The sequence below is a fragment of the Corynebacterium faecium genome, assembly GCF_027257105.1.
Taxonomy (GTDB): Bacteria; Actinomycetota; Actinomycetes; order Mycobacteriales; family Mycobacteriaceae; genus Corynebacterium; species Corynebacterium lehmanniae.
In genome coordinates this window covers 57,411-74,094 of the sequence record NZ_JAPYJX010000005.1, presented here as the reverse complement: position 1 = coordinate 74,094, position 16,684 = coordinate 57,411, and the positions used below count along the sequence as shown (strand labels likewise).

Genomic DNA, 16,684 nt, shown 5'->3' with positions numbered 1-16,684 from the left:
TGCGGAGTCCGCAAGCGCCGCCCCCCTCCCGGCGCTCGCAAGATCTGACGACCGCCCGACATTTCCGCAGGTCACCAAGGGCCAATTTCGGCAGAATGTCAGCTTTTACGAGGGGCCACCACCCACCGCTATGCAGCTGCATAGTGGGTGACGACCAATCATTGATGGCGGCCGAGTTGTCCGCAATGCGGAGTCCGCAAGCGCCGCCCCCCTCCCGGCGCTCGCAAGATCTGACGACCGCCCGACATTTCCGCAGGTCACTAAGGGCCAATTTCGGCAGAATGTCAGCTTTTACGAGGGGCCACCACCCACCGCTATGCAGCTGCATAGTGGGCACCGACCAACCGTTGGTACTGGCCGAGGTGTCCGCAATGCGGAGTCCGCAAGCAGCGCAATTTTGTACGAATCGACAAAACGCCCCGGGTCTCCATTCCCCCACCTGGGGAAATGCCGGAGCGTTGTCGATTCGTACAAAACCTGCCGGCCCCGAAGGTTCCGCGGGCCCAATAGCCCCGAAGACCCCGGAGGCCCCGCAGACCGGCGGAGTGCACAGGCAGACCGAAAGCTAGTAGCGCAGCATCTCGGCGACGAGGAAGGACAACTCGAGGGCCTGCTCGGTGTTGAGGCGGGGGTCGCAGGCGGACTCGTAGCGGCCGGGCAGGTCGACGTCGGTGATGTCCTGGGCGCCGCCGAGGCACTCCGTGACGTTCTCGCCGGTGAGCTCGATGTGGATGCCGCCCGGGTGGGTGCCCAGCTCGCGGTGGACCTCGAAGAAGCCCTGGACCTCGTCGAGGATTTTGTCGAAGTGGCGGGTTTTGTATCCGTTTGAGGAGGTGAAGGTGTTGCCGTGCATCGGGTCGGACTGCCAGACCACCTTGTGGCCGGACGCCTCGACGGCCTTCACGATGCCCGGCAGGACCTCGCGGACCTTGTCCTGGCCCATACGGATGACCATGGTCAGGCGGCCAGGGACGCGGTCCGGGTCCAGCTTGTCGGCGTAGGCGACCGCCTCCTCCGGGGTGGTGGTGGGGCCGAGCTTGATGCCGATCGGGTTGGAGATCAGAGCAGCGAAGTTGACGTGGAAGTCGTCGATGCCGCGGGTGCGCTCGCCGATCCAGAGCTGGTGGGCGGACAGGTCGTAGAGTCTGGTGTCGCCCTTGGAGTCGGTGGCTAGGCGCAGCATGGCGCGCTCGTAGTCCACAAGCAGCGCCTCGTGGGAGGCGTAGACGTTGGAGGTGCGCAGGTTGTCGTCGCGCACGCCGCAGGCGTCCATGAAGGCCAGGGAGCGGGAGATCTCGCGTCCCAAAGCTTCGTAGCGCGCACCCGCCGGGGAGTTGGTCACGAACTCGCGGTTCCAGTCGTTGATGTTGTGCAGGTCGGCGGTGCCGGACGCGGTCAGGGCGCGGACCAGGTTCATCGCGGCGGACGAGTTTGCGTAGGCGCGGACCATGCGGGCCGGGTCGTGGCGGCGGGCTTCCTCGGTGGGCTCGACGCCGTTGACGATGTCGCCGCGGTAGTTAGGCAGGCCATTCGCGTCCAGGTCAGAGGAACGCGGCTTCGCGTACTGGCCGGCGATGCGCGCGAGCTTCACGACGGGCATGGACGCGCCGTAGGTCAGCACCGCGGCCATCTGCAGCAGGGTGCGGACGTTGGCGCGGATGTGGGGCTCGGTGTTGGACTCGAAGGTCTCGGCGCAGTCGCCGCCCTGCAGCATGAACGCCTTGCCGTTGGCGACGTCCGCCAGCTGGGCCTTCAGCTCCTCCACCTCGGGGGCGAGCACGACCGGCGGCACGGACTCGAGGATCTTGCGCACGTACTGCGCCTGGGTGGGGTCCCAGGAGGGTTGCTGCTTCGCGTCGCGGGAGATTGCGTCCTGGAACTGCTCGTTCAGGTCGCCCGGCAGCGGGGGCAGGTCCGGCAGTACGTCTTTGGGGATGTCGATTGTCCAACTCACCCAATCAGTAGTAGCACGAATCCCACCGCACTACAACCTATTTCACCTGCACTTTCCCAAACGGTGAAGAAACTGTCTCACTATTTGGACACTGCGCCGGAGGCGTCGATAGGCAATGCCTCCATGCACACGCGGAATTTGCGCAGGTTGTGGCGCGCGTCCACGAGCGCGTCGTGGTTGCCGTCCGGCACCTTCGGCAGGCGCGGACGGCCCGCCATCTGCCAGTACTGCTTCAGCTCGCGCGTATAACGCGGCAGGTCCTTGGGCAGGCCGGCCATGTCGCCCCAGAGCTGGGCGAACACCACGTGGTCGTAGGCGCCGACCCACGCCCACAGCTCGGGCTTGCCGCGGCCGGCGGTGAGGAACGCGTGGGCCTCGTCGCGGATCTGCTGCAGCGGCTTCCACGCCGGGTGCGAGGCGCGCGGCAGCTTGCTCAGCACGTTTTCGCGCACCCATTCATTGGCGTTGGAGGCGTTGAACTCCGTGCTCACGGCGTAAAACTCGCGGCCATCCTCGGCGACAATGCCGATGGAGACGAGCTCGATGGTGGAGCCGTCTTCAATAAATTCAGTGTCGTAGAAATACCGCATTTATTTGCGCTGCTCCGACCGGATGTCGTCGAGAAGCTCGCGTCTCGACGGCCCCTTCGGACCGCCGCCGCGGCGAGGCCAGAACATGACAGCAGCCACCGCCAACACGGCGAGAGGGCCAGCCAGCTTGGGGTACCAGCCCGCCTCGGAGGCGACCAGGTAGATCGCCACAACAACAGCGACCAGCGCAAAACGGATAATCAGCGGTTTGTTCACGGGCGTGCCTCCTCCGGGTACTCCCCCGTCTCCGCCAGGGACTTCTTCACGTCCGAGGCGTAAACATCCACGTAGTCCTCCCCCACCATGTCCGCGAGGCGGTGCATGCAGTAGTCCGTGAACGGGCGCATGACCTCGCGAGATGCGGGGTCGAAGCCGTGCTCGGCCGCCCAGGCGTGCGGGTGGATCTGTTCGGAAACCTTGATGCGCACCTTCACCGGCCGCGGGACTGTCGTGCCGATCGGGTTCGCTTTACCGGAGCCGACCATGCCGATGAGCACAACGGGCGCTCCGGTGGCCATGGCCACGCGCGCCATGCCGGTGCGGCCCTTGTACACTCGCCCGTCCGGTGAGCGGGTGCCCTCCGGGTAGATGCCGAAGAGGTCGCCCTTGCCCAGCACGCTTTCCGCCGCGTTCTGCAGCGCGTCGCCGGCGTCCTTGGAATCGCGGTCCACGGGGATCTGGCCCACCGATGAGAAGAAGAACTTCTGGATGCGCCCGGACAGCCCCGTGCCAGTGAAGTACTCCTTCTTGGCGGGGAAAGTGATCTGCCGCCGGACCATCAGCGGCAGGTAGAAGGAATCCAGCACGGCCTGGTGGTTGGACACCAAAATCGCGGCGCCTTCGTCGGGAATGTTGTCCGCGCCTTCGATGGTGGGGCGGTTCCAGACAAGCAGCGGCGGCCCGAGGATGACCTTGAACAGGGAATACCACTTGTTGTTCATCGTTTACTCGCCTTCTACAGCAGTTCACGGGCCAGATCAGCGACCCCGATCATACCCGCCCGGGATCCCAGCTCAGCGCACAGGATCTCCGGCTGCGGGCGGTAGCCGGCGCCGACGATGTTGGCGGACATGGACGCGCGGGCATCGTCCAGGTACAGGTCGGCGTCCTCGCTCACGCCGCCGCCGAGGACGATGTGCGCGGGGTCCAGCACGTCGGCCACGATTGCCAGCCCGCGGCCGAGCCAGGTGGAGAAGCTGTCCAGCGCGGCTTGCCCCAGCGGGTCGCCGGCGCGTGCGGCGGCCATGACGTCGTGTCCGCTCGCTCGCTTCTCGACGACCGCCCGGTACACCGCCGAATCCCGAAAGCTGCCCTTGGTGGCGATTTCAATTGCGCAGTCCACGAGCGACGTGCCGGAGGCGTAGCGCTCCAAGCACCCCTGTTTGCCGCAGGAGCACACGCGCCCGCCGGGGACCACGGTGATGTGGCCGAACTCGGGCGCGGTGCCGAACGCGCCGCGGTAGATCTCCCCGTGGTGCATCAGCGTGGCGCCAATGCCGGTGCCGACGGCGAAGAACACCCACGTGTCCAGGTCGCGGCCGGCGCCGTGGCGGTACTCGCCCCACGCGGCGGAGTTCGCGTCGTGCTCCAGGCGCACCGGAAGGCCCAGCGCCTGCTCGAGGTCGCGGCGCACCGGCTGGTCGTCGCGCCAGGCCAGGTGCGGCGCGAAGCGCACGATCTCGCAGTCCGGGTCCAAAAACCCGGCCACAGCCACGCCCACCGCCCCGATGTCGTGGGATGCGCGCAGCTCGCCGACCATCTCCACGATCGTGCGGGTGAGCCCCTCCGCGTCGTGCGGCGTGTCGGTGCCGAGCGAATCGACGATCACCCCGTCAGCGTCCACCACTGCTGCGCGTGCGTTCGTGCCGCCGATGTCGAATCCGACGGTCATCGGTGAGTGAGCAACCATGGAATGGCAGTCTAGTCCCGCCGCCCGCGAGCGCTGCATAGCGCAGCCAACCGCGCCCCGAGCACGTCCCAGGAGAAGTGCTCGGTCACATGCGCGCGTCCGGCGCGACCCATCAGGGCGCGCCTTTGGTCGTCGAGAAGCAGCTGCGCAATCGCCTTAGCGACGGCACCCGTGTCCCGGCCGTCCACCACCACCCCAGTCTCCGCGGTGACCGTCTCGGGCGCGCCGCCGGAGTCGCCCGCGACGACGGGCACGCCGCACGCCTGCGCCTCCAGGTAGACGATGCCGAGGCCCTCGACGTCGAGCCCGCCGAGGCGCGTGCGCGCGGGCATGGCGAACACGTCCGCGGCCGCCACGATGTCGCGCAGCCGCTCCCCCGGCACCGCGCCCGTGAACACGACGCCCTCGCCCGCCATCGCCTTCAGCTTCCGTTCGTACGGCCCGGAGCCCACGATGACCAGCCGGGCGCCTTTTGCTTGTCGACGAACCTCCGGCCACCCCCGAATCAGCACATCTTGCCCCTTCCTGGCCACCAGCCGCGAGGAGCACACCACCAGCGGCGCGTCGCCGACGCCGAGGAATTCGCGGGCGGCGGCCCGCTGGGAGGCGGTGGCGGGGCGGAAGAACTCGGTGTCCACGCCGGACGGTAGCGCCACGAACCGCGGGCGGGTGCCTAGCGCGCTCAGGCGCTGTCGTGTGTAGTCCGAGATGTAGGTGACGGTGTCGGCGCTGCGGCCGATGGCGGTTAGGGCCTGGCGGGCGACGGGCAGCATGCCCCAGCCGACCTCGTGGCCGTGGGTGGTGGCGATGACGTAGGCGGCGCCGGCGCGCTTCGCGGCAGCGCCCATCAGCGCCAGCGGTGCGGCGGCGCCGAACCACACCGTGCCGATGCCGTGGTCTCGGATGAGACGCTGCATCTCGCGGCTTGTGGCCGGGGTGGGCAGCATGACGCGGCGCGGCCAGCGCACCACCGTGTACGGCGCGGACGCGTCCCACTCGCGGGCCGCGTCGGCGTCTTGGGTGGAGGCGAACACCACGAGTTTGTCGGGGCCGAGACGGTTCGCCAGTTCGCCGGCGTAGTCCCGCAAATACGACTGAATCCCGCCCACTGTGGGCGGGAAGTCGTTGGTGACCAGCAGCGTCTTAATAGCGAACTGCACCCTGGATCGGCATGGAGTTCAGCGGCACCACCTGAATCGGGATGCCGTAGTCCGAGGAGTGGACCACCATGCCGTCGCCGATGTACATGCCCACGTGGGTCACGCCCGGGTAGTAGCCGATGATGTCGCCAGGCTGCAGGGCGTCCAGCGACACCGGGGTGCCGCCGGCAAGCTGCGCCTGCGAGGTGCGCGGGATGCCGATGCCGTTCTGGGCGTAGGCCCACACCATCAGGCCGGAGCAGTCGAACGCATCCGGGCCGGCAGCGCCCCAGCCGTACGGCTTGCCCAGCTGCGCCATGGCCGCGGCGACGATGCCGGAGTCCACGCCCGGCAGGGACGCGGAATCCACCGGGTTGTCCTTGTTCATCCACCGCTGGCGGTCCGCCTCGTTCAGGCTGTCCACGCGGCGCTCGATGTCGGCGACGCGCAGATCCAGCTCCTCGTGCTCTTCCTCCAGCTTCTTGCGCTTGCCGTCCAGCTCGTTGCGGGCGTGCTGCGCCTCCGCAACCGCAATGCTGGCCACGCTCGCGCGCTCGCCGGCGGCGCGGTTGGCGTCCTCCAGCTCCGTCAGCGCGCGCTGCGAGTTGCGGCCCAATGCAGCCAGGTACGCGGACCGGTCGATCGCCTCCTGCGGGTTGCCGGAATCCAGGGTGGTCAAAATCGCGTCGGACTTGGGGATGCGGTAGCGCGAATGCGCGATGTCGCCGACGTTCTTGCGCTGCGCGTCGGACACTCCGCGCAGAGACTCGAGCTGGGACTTTGCCTCGGCGGCGCGGGCGTTCGCCGAACGCAGCTTCGCCTCGGACTCGGTGATCTCGTCCTCCAGCTCCTTGATCTCCTCCGCCTTCGCCGTGGCGTCGTGGGAGACGGACTCCATCTCCTCGATCAACGCGTCCACGTCGTCCGCGTATGCGGGGGTCGCGGGAAACACCGTTGTGGCGATGACGCTGCCGGCGACAGTGGCCGCGACGGCGGCGCGGGAGCGGTTGGGGCGGAGGGAGTGCTTACCCACGGTGGACACCTCTTCAGATTTTGGCGCGAACGAACAAACTATAGCTGCTCCCGGGCCCGTCGCCAAGCAAAATGCTCAACGTGTGATTTGAGTGAATACTGAGGTAAGAGAGAAAAAATGCCCCGCCCCCGCGATGCGGGACGGGGCACAGTTTCTGCTCTTAGAAGCGGACCACGGAGTGGATCGGCATCATGTGCAGATCGCGGTAGCCGACCGGGATGCCGGAGTTCAGCGCGTCGATGATCTGGCCGTTGCCAGCGTAGATGGCAACGTGGGAAGCGCCGCCGTAGTACGCGACGATGTCGCCCGGCTGGATGTCGCTCAGCGCGACCTGCTGGCCGGCAGACGCCTGTGCCTGCGAGGTGCGCGGGATGGACTTGCCAGCCTGCGCGTAAACCCAGGAGGTGAAGCCGGAGCAGTCGAAGGCGTTCGGGCCCGCAGCGCCGTAGACGTACGGGGAGCCGATCTTGGACTGCGCAATGGAAACGATGCGCTCGCCAATGGACGGCTCCGGAGCCGGTGCGGCAACCGGTGCGGAGTAGGTTTGCTGGACCGGTGCCTGAGCCGGAGCCGCCGGGCGGACCTGCTGCTCGACGTTAGCGAGGAACTGGGTGAAGCCCGGGACGTTGGCCACGCCCGGCATTGCCTTCACAGAGGCAATGGCGTTCTGGACGTTGCCGCTTGCCGGTGCGCCTGCGAGCGACGGGATCCAAGCGTCGATGCCCGGAATGGATGCGATGCCCGGGACATTCTCGATGCCCGGAACCTGGACGGAAACCGGAGTGTTGGGAACACGGACCTCTGCTGCGGAGGCGGCGGCCGGCGCGACCAGAGCGGCGCCCGCTGCGACGGCTACGGTAGCCGCTGCTGCGCGTGCTGCGGTGTTGTCCTGGCGACGGTGCTTTGCCACGATAGTTTTCTCCATATCTTCTCTTCGCCAACCGGGTTAGCTGTCGGGCCGGGCGTTGAGAAAAGACCCTGCGCCCCACGGGAGCTTCTGGCTCCACTGCGGTTCCCCGGTCCCCATGGCGTACGGTCCGCGGATTCGGATCGCCGCTTCGGGTGTCGGCTCATATGTTGTTTTCGGTACATGCTGCCAACGGCTGTTGTCGCAATGTCTCGAACAGGTTACGAAACGGCAACAACGGTGTCCACCCGCCACGCCGTTACAGTTCCGTTATCAACAAAAATTTTGTGTGACACGACCGCCTCTCAGCATGCGTTAACGTCCCCTCAGGGACGCAGAACAAGGCAGTTTTCCATCTGTAAGCTGGTGTTTTATGGGCGTCACTCAGCCCGCGCGGCTTCGCTCAAGGTTTGCACGCAGACACAACCTTAAATCTCCTGTGGTCTTTGTCACATGGCCTTGTTTACGCGTTTGTAACAAAGCAAAACCCCCTCTCCCATAGCCGGGAAAGGGGGTCAGCTTACGACCGCAAGAGCGCTATTTTTACTCTGCGCTCTCGTGAGTTGCGTCGCGGTCGGAGCGATCCTTCGTCGCCTCGAGCGCACGCATCGTCTCGACGGCCTCGTGGTGCTTCTGCTCCTCAGCGTCGCGCACACGCTCAGTGACGCCGAGCTCCGCCGGGGAGAACTTGCCGATGGTGTCGGAGTCCGCGAAGCCAAGCTGGTTCATCTGCTTCGGCACGCGGGCACCTGCGTACTCCAGCGGCACCGGGTGGCCGTGCTCGTCCACCGGGCCCAGCGGCTGGTGGATCTCCACGAACGCGCCGTTGGGCAGGCGCTTGATGACGCCGGTCTCGATACCGTGCTCGAGGACCTCGCGGTCAGAGCGCTGCAGGCCGATGCACAGGCGGTAGGTGATGAAGAACGCCAGCGGCGGCAGCACGATCAGGCCGATGCGGCCGACCCAGGTCATCGCGTTCAGCGAGATCTGGAAGAAGTGCGCCACGTGGTCGTTACCACCGGAGAGGGTCAGCAGCAGGAAGAAGGTCAGGCCCATGACGCCGACACCGGTGCGCACAGGAACGTCGCGCGGACGCTGCAGCAGGTTGTGGTGGGCGGTGTCGCCGGTGACCTTCTGCTCGATGAACGGGTAGGTGATCAGCAGCACGACCATCAGGCCACAGAGCAGGGCCACCCAGAACGCGCCCGGGATGGTGTAGTTGCCCAGGTAGAGCTCCCACGCCGGCATGACACGGGCGGCGCCGTCCGTCCACAGCATGTATATATCCGGCTGGGAACCAGCGGAGACCTGGGACGGGTTGTACGGGCCAAGGTTCCAGATCGCGTTGATGGAGGTGAGACCAGCCATGCCGGCCAGCACCGCGAAAACAACCATCATGTAGCCGATAGCTTCGGTTGCGAACACCGGCATGATGCGCACGCCGACGACGTTGTTCTCGGTGCGGCCCGGACCCGGGAACTGGGTGTGCTTCTGGAACCAGACCAGCGCGAGGTGAGCCGCAACCAGGGCGAGGATGATGCCCGGCAGGATCAGCACGTGGAGGATGTAGAAGCGGTCCAGCATTAGGTCGGACGGGAAGTCGCCGCCGAAGATTGCCCAGTGGATCCAGGTGCCGATGATCGGCAGGCCCAGGATGATCGCGGACATGATTCGCAGGCCGACGCCGGAGAGCAGGTCGTCCGGCAGGGAGTAGCCCATGAAGCCCTCGATCATGCCCAGCAGCACCAGGGTGACACCGATGAGCCAGTTAGCCTCACGCGGGCGACGGAACGCGCCGGTGAAGAACACGCGCATCATGTGGGCGAACATCGCCATCATGAACATCAGCGCGGCCCAGTGGTGCATCTGGCGGACAAACAGGCCGCCGCGGACGTCGAAGGAGATATCGAGCGCGGTTGCGTACGCGCGGGACATTTCGACGCCGTTGAGCGGCAGGTACGCACCGTCGTAGATGACCTTCGTGATGGACGGGTCAAAGAACAGTGCCAGGTAAATACCGGTCAGCAGCAGGATGATGAAGCTGTACAGCGCCATCTCACCGAGCATGAAGGACCAGTGGGTCGGGAAGACCTTGTTCAGCTGCGGGCGCAGCACGCCCGAGATTGTGTAGCGCGAATCAACGTTGTCCGCGACTTGCTCAAGTTTAGTGCTCATTAGGACTGACGCTCCCAGAATGCCGGGCCGACGGGCTCAATGAAGTTCCCGTTGGCGATGAGGTAACCGTCTTCGTCAACAGTCACAGGCAGCTGCGGCAGTGCGCGGGCGGCCGGGCCGAAGACCGGCTTGCCGTACTGCAGCGCGTCGAACTGCGACTGGTGGCACGGGCACAGGATGCGGTTGGTCTGAGCCTCGTACAGCGAGGTCGGGCAACCGATGTGCGTGCAGATCTTGGAGTAGGCGTAGTAGTCGCCGTAGTGGAAGTTCTCCTGGCCTTCGCGCTCGACCGCCTTCTGCGCGTCCTTGGAACGCAGGCGGATGAGCATGACCGGGTTACGCGGACCGTGGATCGAGTGCATGTGGTGCTCGTAGACGTCGCGGGTCGGATCGTAATCGTCGCCGTCATTGACGTCCTCCGGGTAGAGCGGGAACACCGTTTCCATTGCGGCTGCCGCGAGGTCCTCCGGGCGCATGCGCACCAGGCGGGACACGCCCGCGGTGGTGTAGTGCGAACCGGTGTCGCCCTCGTGCAGCTCGGCGATGGCACCGGTGTCGCGGCCGAGGTAGACCTTCACGCCCTTGTCCTGGATGGTCCAGCCGTGGGTCCACAGTGTGCCGTCACCGTGGTAGTCCAGTTCGTGGCGGACCTTCCACGGGTTCTTGATCGCGCCGGCGAGGGGGGCGATCACCATCAGGCCGGCGAGGACACCAGCGGTGCCGAGCAGGCCCTTCAGTGCCGAACGACGGCCGAGGGTCGACGTCTCCCATGCGTCGTTCAGCAGCGCGGTGGTGGTGCGGCGGTCCAGCTCGCTGGAACGGCCGTCATGGCGGCGCTGCACTGCAATCTCTTCCGGCACGAACTTCTTCACGTACTGGATGATCGCCACGCCGAGACCGACAAACGCCAAAGCCGCGGTCAGGCCCAGCAGCGGGGTGTAGAGGGTGTAGATAAACAGACCCTCATCGCCGTGGAACTTCGGCTCCCACGGCCAGAACAGGTAAACGCCGAGGAAGGCCAACGCCGAGATGATCGAGATGGTCAGCCAGATACCGATGCCGGCAGCAGCGGACTTCTCGCGCGGATCGCCCTCGACCGGGAAGCGCTCCTTGCGGTACGCCACCGTGACATCGTCGAGCTCGGTGCCCAGGGCAGCCAGCTCCGCATTGCTCATGCGGTCCAGCTCTTCCTTCGTGTAATTCTTCTTCACATCACTCATGAGCGAGATCCAATCCACATAGCAGCGGCAGCGACCAGGGTCACGCCGATGATCCACATCGCCATACCTTCAGAAACCGGGCCTAGGCCACCGAGGGCGTAGCCGCCCGGGGACGGGGTTTCCTTGGTGGACTTGATGAAGGCGATGATGTCCTTCTTCTCGTCAGCGGAGAGCTGACGGTCGGAGAACTTCGGCATGTTCTGCGGACCGGTGAGCATGGCCTGGTAGATCTCCTGCTCGTTGGCCGGATCCAGTGCGGGCGCGTACTTACCGGAGGACAGTGCGCCGCCGCGGCCGGTGAAGCTGTGGCAGGAAGCGCAGTTCAGGCGGAACAGCTCGCCGCCGCGGGCGACGTCGCCTTCCTGGATCTTGCCGTCGTAGTCCTTGCCGCGGAGCTCCTCCATGGCAAGCGAGCCGTCCTCGTTGTACACCAGCTCCGGGCCGCCGCCGTTCGCTGCAACGTAGGCAGCGAGGGCGAGAGCCTGTTCCTCGGTGTAGCGCGGGCGCTTGCGTTCCGCCTGCGCGTCGTTGGACATCATCGGCATACGGCCGGAGTTGACCTGGAAGTACACGGCGCCTTCGCCGGTACCGATGAGCGACGGACCGCGGTCCTGAACGCCCTGCAGGTTTGCGCCGTGGCAGGTGATGCAGGCGACGTCGTAGAGGTCCTTGCCCTCCTGGATCATCGCTTGCTCATCACGGGCCGCCGTTGCCACCTGTGCGTTCGGGGTCAGTGCAGACGCGAGAAGCCCCGCGCCGGTCAACCCCAGCGTCAAGGCCGCAGCGCCAGCGAGCGTGCGCTGCGTCTTGCGTCCCTGGCGCTTCTTCTTGGGTGTGTTTTCCATTGTGTTCCCTTTATCGACTTTTCAGAACTTTTCCGCTCCCCCAGGCATTCACCTGGAAGAGGACTACTGAACGATGTAGATGGTGATGAACACGCCGATCCAGATGGCATCGACGAAGTGCCAGTAGTAGGAAACTGCCATTGCGGCGGTTGCCTGAGCCGGGGTGAACTTCGACTTGGCCACGCGCAGCAGCACCACGATGAACGCGATGATGCCGGCGGTCACGTGAGCCATGTGGAAGCCGGTGATGATGTACACCACCGAACCGAAGACGGAAGACTGCGGCGTAACGCCGGCCGTGACCATCTCGGTCCACTCGAAGGCCACCAGGCCGAGGAAGATGACGCCCAGCACAATGGTCACGGTGAACCACTTGCGCAGGCCGAACACGTCACCCCTCTCGGCGGCGAACACACCGAACTGGGAGGTGAAGGAGGACGCGATCAGCACGGCGGTGATGATTCCGCCGAACACGATGTTGAGATGATCGGTCTGGGTGCTCCAGTCACCGTTAGCGAGGCCGTTTGCGCGCGACGTGAAGTACATCGCGAACAAACCGGCAAAGAACATGAGCTCTTGGGCGAGGAACGCAATCGTGCCCACGCTGACCATGTTCGGACGGTTCAGCGCTGGGACGCGATTCTGCGGCGTCGCCATATCTTGGTTTGTCATTGCGGTCGTCACGGATGAGATTATCCCCTATTTCGTCCTGATATTCATCTCACTCACCCCCGCAATTTTCCTGTGAACTCGCGCGCAACCAGCACCTTTTCACATGGCCCGTATTGCGGAAAAACTTTTTTCATATCCACGGGAACTTTTCTGCCTCATATCCGACTAGAACGATGCTGGTCATCGCATCGGGTGCACGCCTACCGCCCTACCTCGCAGAATTGGCCGACAATTTTCTGGCCGGCTCTCCCGGTCTCAAAAAGTTCCCCGGTGTGCCTGATCTCACATCTCCCGCGGCTTGCCCGCCCGCGCAAAATGGGGGACAAACTTTCGGATGATCGGACCATTTTCGACCGTCAAACGCAAAAATTCCCCCGCCGCGACCCATCGCGGCGGGGGAATTTTCGTTTCAGCGTTTAGTGCTTCTCGCGCGGAATACCGTACTGCAGGCTCAGCATGGTGGTGGCCCAGATCAGGAACACCGCACCAAGGGCGAGCAGCCACAGCTGCCAGAAGGCAATGCCCAAGCCGAGCACGCAGATCGCCATCGCCATCGTGAACGGCCAGATGGAGCTCGGAGAGAAGAAGCCGAGCACGCCAGCGCCGTCTTCGATCTCCGCCTCTTCCCAGTCCTCCGGGACGATGTCCATGCGGCGCTCAGTGATGCTGAGGTAGCCGCCCAGCATGAAGGAGAAGACGGTGGCAAGTACGAGGCCGACCGAGCCGATCCACTCGATACCGAACAGGTACGCGTCCTCGCCGATCCACGTCGTAGCGAGGATGTAGAACACGGCCATCAAAGCAAGGAAGGTGCCGATGGCGTAGAAAACCTTTGATCCAGTTCCCATGGCTTCGCTCTCTCTTTCTTAAACGTTCGCGTTCGGGTCGACAGTGTTGTTGCCGTCGCGGGTCGCATCGCGCTGGGTGACGAACGGACGGGTGGAGGTTGCGTACGGATCCTCGCCGATAGACTTCAGTGCCTCGGAGTTCGGTGCGTCCGGGTTGTCGCGGCGGAACTGGATGTACTGCTCGAACTTCTCCGGGCTCACGGCGCGGACCTCGAAGTTCATCATCGAGTGGTAGGTGCCGCACATCTCGGCGCAACGGCCGACAAATGCGCCTTCCTTCTCAATGCGCTCGATCTGGAACGAGCGCTGCTGTTGGTTGTTCTCCGGATGCGCGTAGACGTCGCGCTTGAACAGGAACTCCGGAACCCAGAACGCGTGGTTCACGTCGCCGGAGGCGAGGCGGAACTCGATCGCGGTGTCGGTCGGCAGCACCAGCACCGGCACCTCTTCGGTGGAGCCGATGGTCTCAATCTCGTTGAAGTTGAGGTAGGACTGGTCGCCCATGGAGGTGCCGTGAATCGGGTTCGCGTTGTGCATGTCCTCCGGGTCGTACTTGGTTTCCTCGGCGAGCGCCTGACGCTCGGAGTCCAGACCGTCGTAGTCCTTGCCGTCCTCGGTCAGGTCGCCGGCAACGTTGGCGTAGCCGAACTTCCAGTTCCACTGGTAGCCGGTGACGTCCACGGTCACCTTCGGGTCCTTGTCCAGGGCGGTGGTCTTGGTCTGCGCCTGGACGGTGAAGAAGAACAGCACCATCACAATGATGACCGGCAGGATGGTCAGGCCCAGCTCGAGGCCGACGTTGTACTGCAGCTGGCGCGGGAACTCGCCGGCACCCTTCTTGGCGCGAGCCTTACCGTTCCAACGGACGATGGCCATGATGAACAGGCCCCACATGATGATGCCGATAATCCAGGCGGCAAGCCAGGTCCACACCCAGAAGTTGTACATCTGGGTGCCCTCCGGGGTGACCGGGTCCGGCCAGCCCATGTCGAGGATGTTTGCGAGCGCCTCCGGCGCAGCAACGTCACAGCCGGCAAGCCCGAAGCTGCCGAGCAGGAGCGCGCCCGCGACGCCGAGCTTCCTGGCGATACCGCGGTTTACTTCCTTATCCACGTGTGTCTGCCTTCCTGTCCACACTAAAAACACTGAATGCCCATGCTCATGACAGAACATTCTTACGTGGTCAGAATAGTTCATCTCGCCTACCCCGTCGGAATCTCGGAGGGAGGCGCAGCCGCGGGCACCGGGGGAACGTCGATAAGCAAGTGCTTAGCGACGATAACGCTCCGCCAAGCAAACGAACCCGTGAAAAAGTTCATCCATAAGTTGGCCCCCTTATGGGGCACGGCGAAAGTTGGGCGGTTCCGGTTCACGAAATCGTCCCCGAAAACCCTATTGTTGAGGGGACTCCCCGCCGCGTAACAACGGCGCAGCTTATATAAACGGAGAGGTTTGAGTATGTGTGGCCTTCTTGCCCTGCTTAGCGCGGACGCAAACGCAGCCAAGTTCGTTGATGCTGTCGAGCGCGCCCTACCGTGCATGTACCACCGCGGCCCGGACGCCGCCGGCACCTGGAACGACGACTCTGCGGTGTTCGGGTTTAATCGCCTGGCCATCATCGACATCGAGCACTCCCACCAGCCGCTGCGCTGGGGCCCGGCGGACAACCCGGAGCGCTACGCGCTGACGTTCAACGGTGAGATCTACAACTACATCGAGCTGCGCGAGGAGCTCCAGTCCGCCGGCTACACCTTCAACACAAGCGGCGACGGCGAGCCGATCGTGGTGGGCTTCCACCACTGGGGCGCGAACGTGGTGGAGCACCTGCGCGGCATGTTCGCCTTCGTCATCTGGGACACCGAGACGCAGACGATGTTTGCGGCGCGCGACCAGTTCGGTATCAAGCCGCTGTTCTACGCCGCCACGGACAAGGGCACGGTCTTCGCCTCCGAGAAGAAGTCCATCCTGGAGATGGCGCCGGAGCTTGGTCTAGGCCTGGACCTTGATCGCCGCGCGATCGAGCACTACGTGGACCTGCAGTACGTGCCCGAGCCGGAGAGCCTGCACAAGGAGATCCGCCGCGTCGAGTCCGGCTGCACCGTCACCTTAAAGCCGGGCGGCGAGGTGCACTCGGACCGCTACTTCAAGCCGCACTTTAAGTCCCAGCCGGTGACGAAGGGCAAGGAGCAGGTCCTCTACGACCGCATCGCGCGTGCGCTGGAGAACTCCGTGGAAAAGCACATGCGTGCCGACGTCACCGTGGGCTCGTTTCTCTCCGGCGGCATCGACTCCACCGCCATTGCCACCCTGGCGAAGCGCCACAACCCGAACCTGCTCACCTTCACCACAGGTTTCGAGCGCGAGGGCTACTCCGAGGTTGACGTGGCCGCCGAGTCCGCCGAGGCGATCGGTGTGGACCACATCGTGAAGATTGTCTCCCCCGAGGAGTACGCCGCGGCCATCCCGAAAATCATGTGGTACCTGGACGACCCGGTGGCGGACCCGTCGCTGGTGCCGCTGTTCTTCGTGGCGCAGGAGGCCCGCAAGCACGTCAAGGTGGTGCTCTCCGGCGAGGGCGCCGACGAGCTGTTCGGCGGCTACACCATTTACAAGGAGCCGCTGTCCCTCGCGCCGTTTGAGAAGCTGCCGGGCGCGCTGAACAAGGGCCTGAACCGGCTCAGCCGCGTGCTGCCGGAAGGCATGAAGGGCAAGAGCTTGCTCGAGCGCGGCACCACCCCGATCGAGGACCGCTACTACGGCAACGCCCGCTCCTTCAACTTCGACCAGCTCAACCGCGTGCTGCCGTGGGCGAAACGCGAGTGGGACCACCGCGAGGTCACCGCTCCGATCTACGCGGCGTCCACCGAGATGGACCCGGTGGCCCGCATGCAGAACCTGGATCTGTTCACCTGGATGCGCGGCGACATCCTGGTCAAGGCCGACAAGATGAACATGGCCAACTCCCTCGAGCTGCGCGTGCCGTTCTTGGACAAAGAGGTCTTCGAGGTCGCCCAGACCATCCCGTTTGACCAGAAGATCGCCAACGGCACCACCAAGTACGCGCTGCGCAAGGCGATGGAGCAGATCGTGCCGCCGCACGTGCTGCACCGTAAGAAGCTGGGCTTCCCGGTGCCGATGCGCCACTGGCTGGCTGGCGACGAGCTCTTCGGCTGGGCGCAGGACACCATCCGCGAGTCCCAGACCGACGACATCTTTGCCAAGGACCAGGTGCTGGAGATGCTCAAGGAGCACCGCGACGGCGTCTCCGACCACTCCCGTCGCCTGTGGACGGTGCTGGCGTTCATGGTCTGGCACGGCATCTTTGTCGAGCACCGCATCGACCCGCAGATCGAGCACAAGGACTACCCGGTCCAGCTCTAACGCAGCCATTT

Annotated in this window: 15 protein-coding genes; 1 reads left to right on the top strand and 14 read right to left on the bottom strand. The window is 64.8% G+C overall.

All coding sequences use genetic code 11. The features are described from left to right. Nucleotides 1-565: 565 nt before the first annotated feature. The 14 genes from O5O53_RS06670 to ctaC form a co-directional block, all read right to left on the bottom strand. Complete coding sequence (locus O5O53_RS06670; protein WP_269510227.1) at nucleotides 566-1,954, bottom strand: class II 3-deoxy-7-phosphoheptulonate synthase; 1,389 nt, start codon at nucleotides 1,952-1,954, stop codon at nucleotides 566-568. 80 nt (nucleotides 1,955-2,034) lie between these two features. After that, nucleotides 2,035-2,544, bottom strand: a complete 510-nt coding sequence (locus O5O53_RS06665; protein ID WP_239306631.1) for a polyadenylate-specific 3'-exoribonuclease AS — start codon at nucleotides 2,542-2,544, stop codon at nucleotides 2,035-2,037. Further along, nucleotides 2,545-2,760, bottom strand: coding sequence for a hypothetical protein (locus O5O53_RS06660; protein WP_034998511.1), 216 nt, complete (start codon nucleotides 2,758-2,760; stop codon nucleotides 2,545-2,547). It lies immediately after the preceding gene. Beyond that, nucleotides 2,757-3,485: a lysophospholipid acyltransferase family protein gene (locus O5O53_RS06655; protein WP_269510223.1), complete on the bottom strand. Its 729-nt coding sequence runs from the start codon at nucleotides 3,483-3,485 to the stop codon at nucleotides 2,757-2,759. The genes O5O53_RS06660 and O5O53_RS06655 overlap by 4 nt, the downstream gene beginning before the upstream one ends. A 14-nt stretch (nucleotides 3,486-3,499) precedes the next feature. Next, complete coding sequence (locus O5O53_RS06650; protein WP_269510220.1) at nucleotides 3,500-4,453, bottom strand: ROK family protein; 954 nt, start codon at nucleotides 4,451-4,453, stop codon at nucleotides 3,500-3,502. A gap of 11 nt (nucleotides 4,454-4,464) precedes the next feature. Continuing rightward, nucleotides 4,465-5,613 (bottom strand): glycosyltransferase family 4 protein, encoded by a 1,149-nt coding sequence (locus tag O5O53_RS06645; protein WP_437177848.1) that lies wholly within the window; start codon nucleotides 5,611-5,613, stop codon nucleotides 4,465-4,467. Beyond that, nucleotides 5,597-6,625, bottom strand: a complete 1,029-nt coding sequence (locus O5O53_RS06640; protein ID WP_269510217.1) for a C40 family peptidase — start codon at nucleotides 6,623-6,625, stop codon at nucleotides 5,597-5,599. Before O5O53_RS06640 ends, O5O53_RS06645 begins: the two co-directional genes overlap by 17 nt. A gap of 160 nt (nucleotides 6,626-6,785) precedes the next feature. After that, nucleotides 6,786-7,535: a C40 family peptidase gene (locus O5O53_RS06635; protein WP_338026594.1), complete on the bottom strand. Its 750-nt coding sequence runs from the start codon at nucleotides 7,533-7,535 to the stop codon at nucleotides 6,786-6,788. Nucleotides 7,536-8,075: 540 nt separating this feature from the next. Continuing rightward, complete coding sequence (gene qcrB, locus O5O53_RS06630) at nucleotides 8,076-9,707, bottom strand: cytochrome bc1 complex cytochrome b subunit (RefSeq protein ID WP_181888756.1); 1,632 nt, start codon at nucleotides 9,705-9,707, stop codon at nucleotides 8,076-8,078. After that, the gene (gene qcrA / locus O5O53_RS06625; RefSeq protein WP_269510213.1) at nucleotides 9,707-10,927 is read right to left on the bottom strand and encodes a cytochrome bc1 complex Rieske iron-sulfur subunit; all 1,221 of its coding nucleotides are present in this window, start codon (nucleotides 10,925-10,927) and stop codon (nucleotides 9,707-9,709) included. Before qcrA ends, qcrB begins: the two co-directional genes overlap by 1 nt. Next, nucleotides 10,924-11,772: a cytochrome bc1 complex diheme cytochrome c subunit gene (gene qcrC, locus O5O53_RS06620; RefSeq protein ID WP_239306638.1), complete on the bottom strand. Its 849-nt coding sequence runs from the start codon at nucleotides 11,770-11,772 to the stop codon at nucleotides 10,924-10,926. Before qcrC ends, qcrA begins: the two co-directional genes overlap by 4 nt. Before the next feature lie 63 nt (nucleotides 11,773-11,835). Further along, nucleotides 11,836-12,456: an aa3-type cytochrome oxidase subunit III gene (gene ctaE, locus O5O53_RS06615; RefSeq protein WP_239306639.1), complete on the bottom strand. Its 621-nt coding sequence runs from the start codon at nucleotides 12,454-12,456 to the stop codon at nucleotides 11,836-11,838. 404 nt (nucleotides 12,457-12,860) lie between these two features. Then, nucleotides 12,861-13,292 (bottom strand): aa3-type cytochrome oxidase subunit IV, encoded by a 432-nt coding sequence (ctaF, locus tag O5O53_RS06610; RefSeq protein ID WP_239306640.1) that lies wholly within the window; start codon nucleotides 13,290-13,292, stop codon nucleotides 12,861-12,863. Between the two features lie 18 nt (nucleotides 13,293-13,310). Then, complete coding sequence (gene ctaC / locus O5O53_RS06605) at nucleotides 13,311-14,405, bottom strand: aa3-type cytochrome oxidase subunit II (protein ID WP_269510210.1); 1,095 nt, start codon at nucleotides 14,403-14,405, stop codon at nucleotides 13,311-13,313. Nucleotides 14,406-14,750: 345 nt separating this feature from the next. On the opposite strand from ctaC, the gene asnB reads away from it, so the two are divergent. After that, entirely contained in the window at nucleotides 14,751-16,673 is a 1,923-nt protein-coding gene (gene asnB / locus O5O53_RS06600; RefSeq protein ID WP_269510207.1) for an asparagine synthase (glutamine-hydrolyzing), read from the top strand. Nucleotides 16,674-16,684 lie beyond the last annotated feature (11 nt).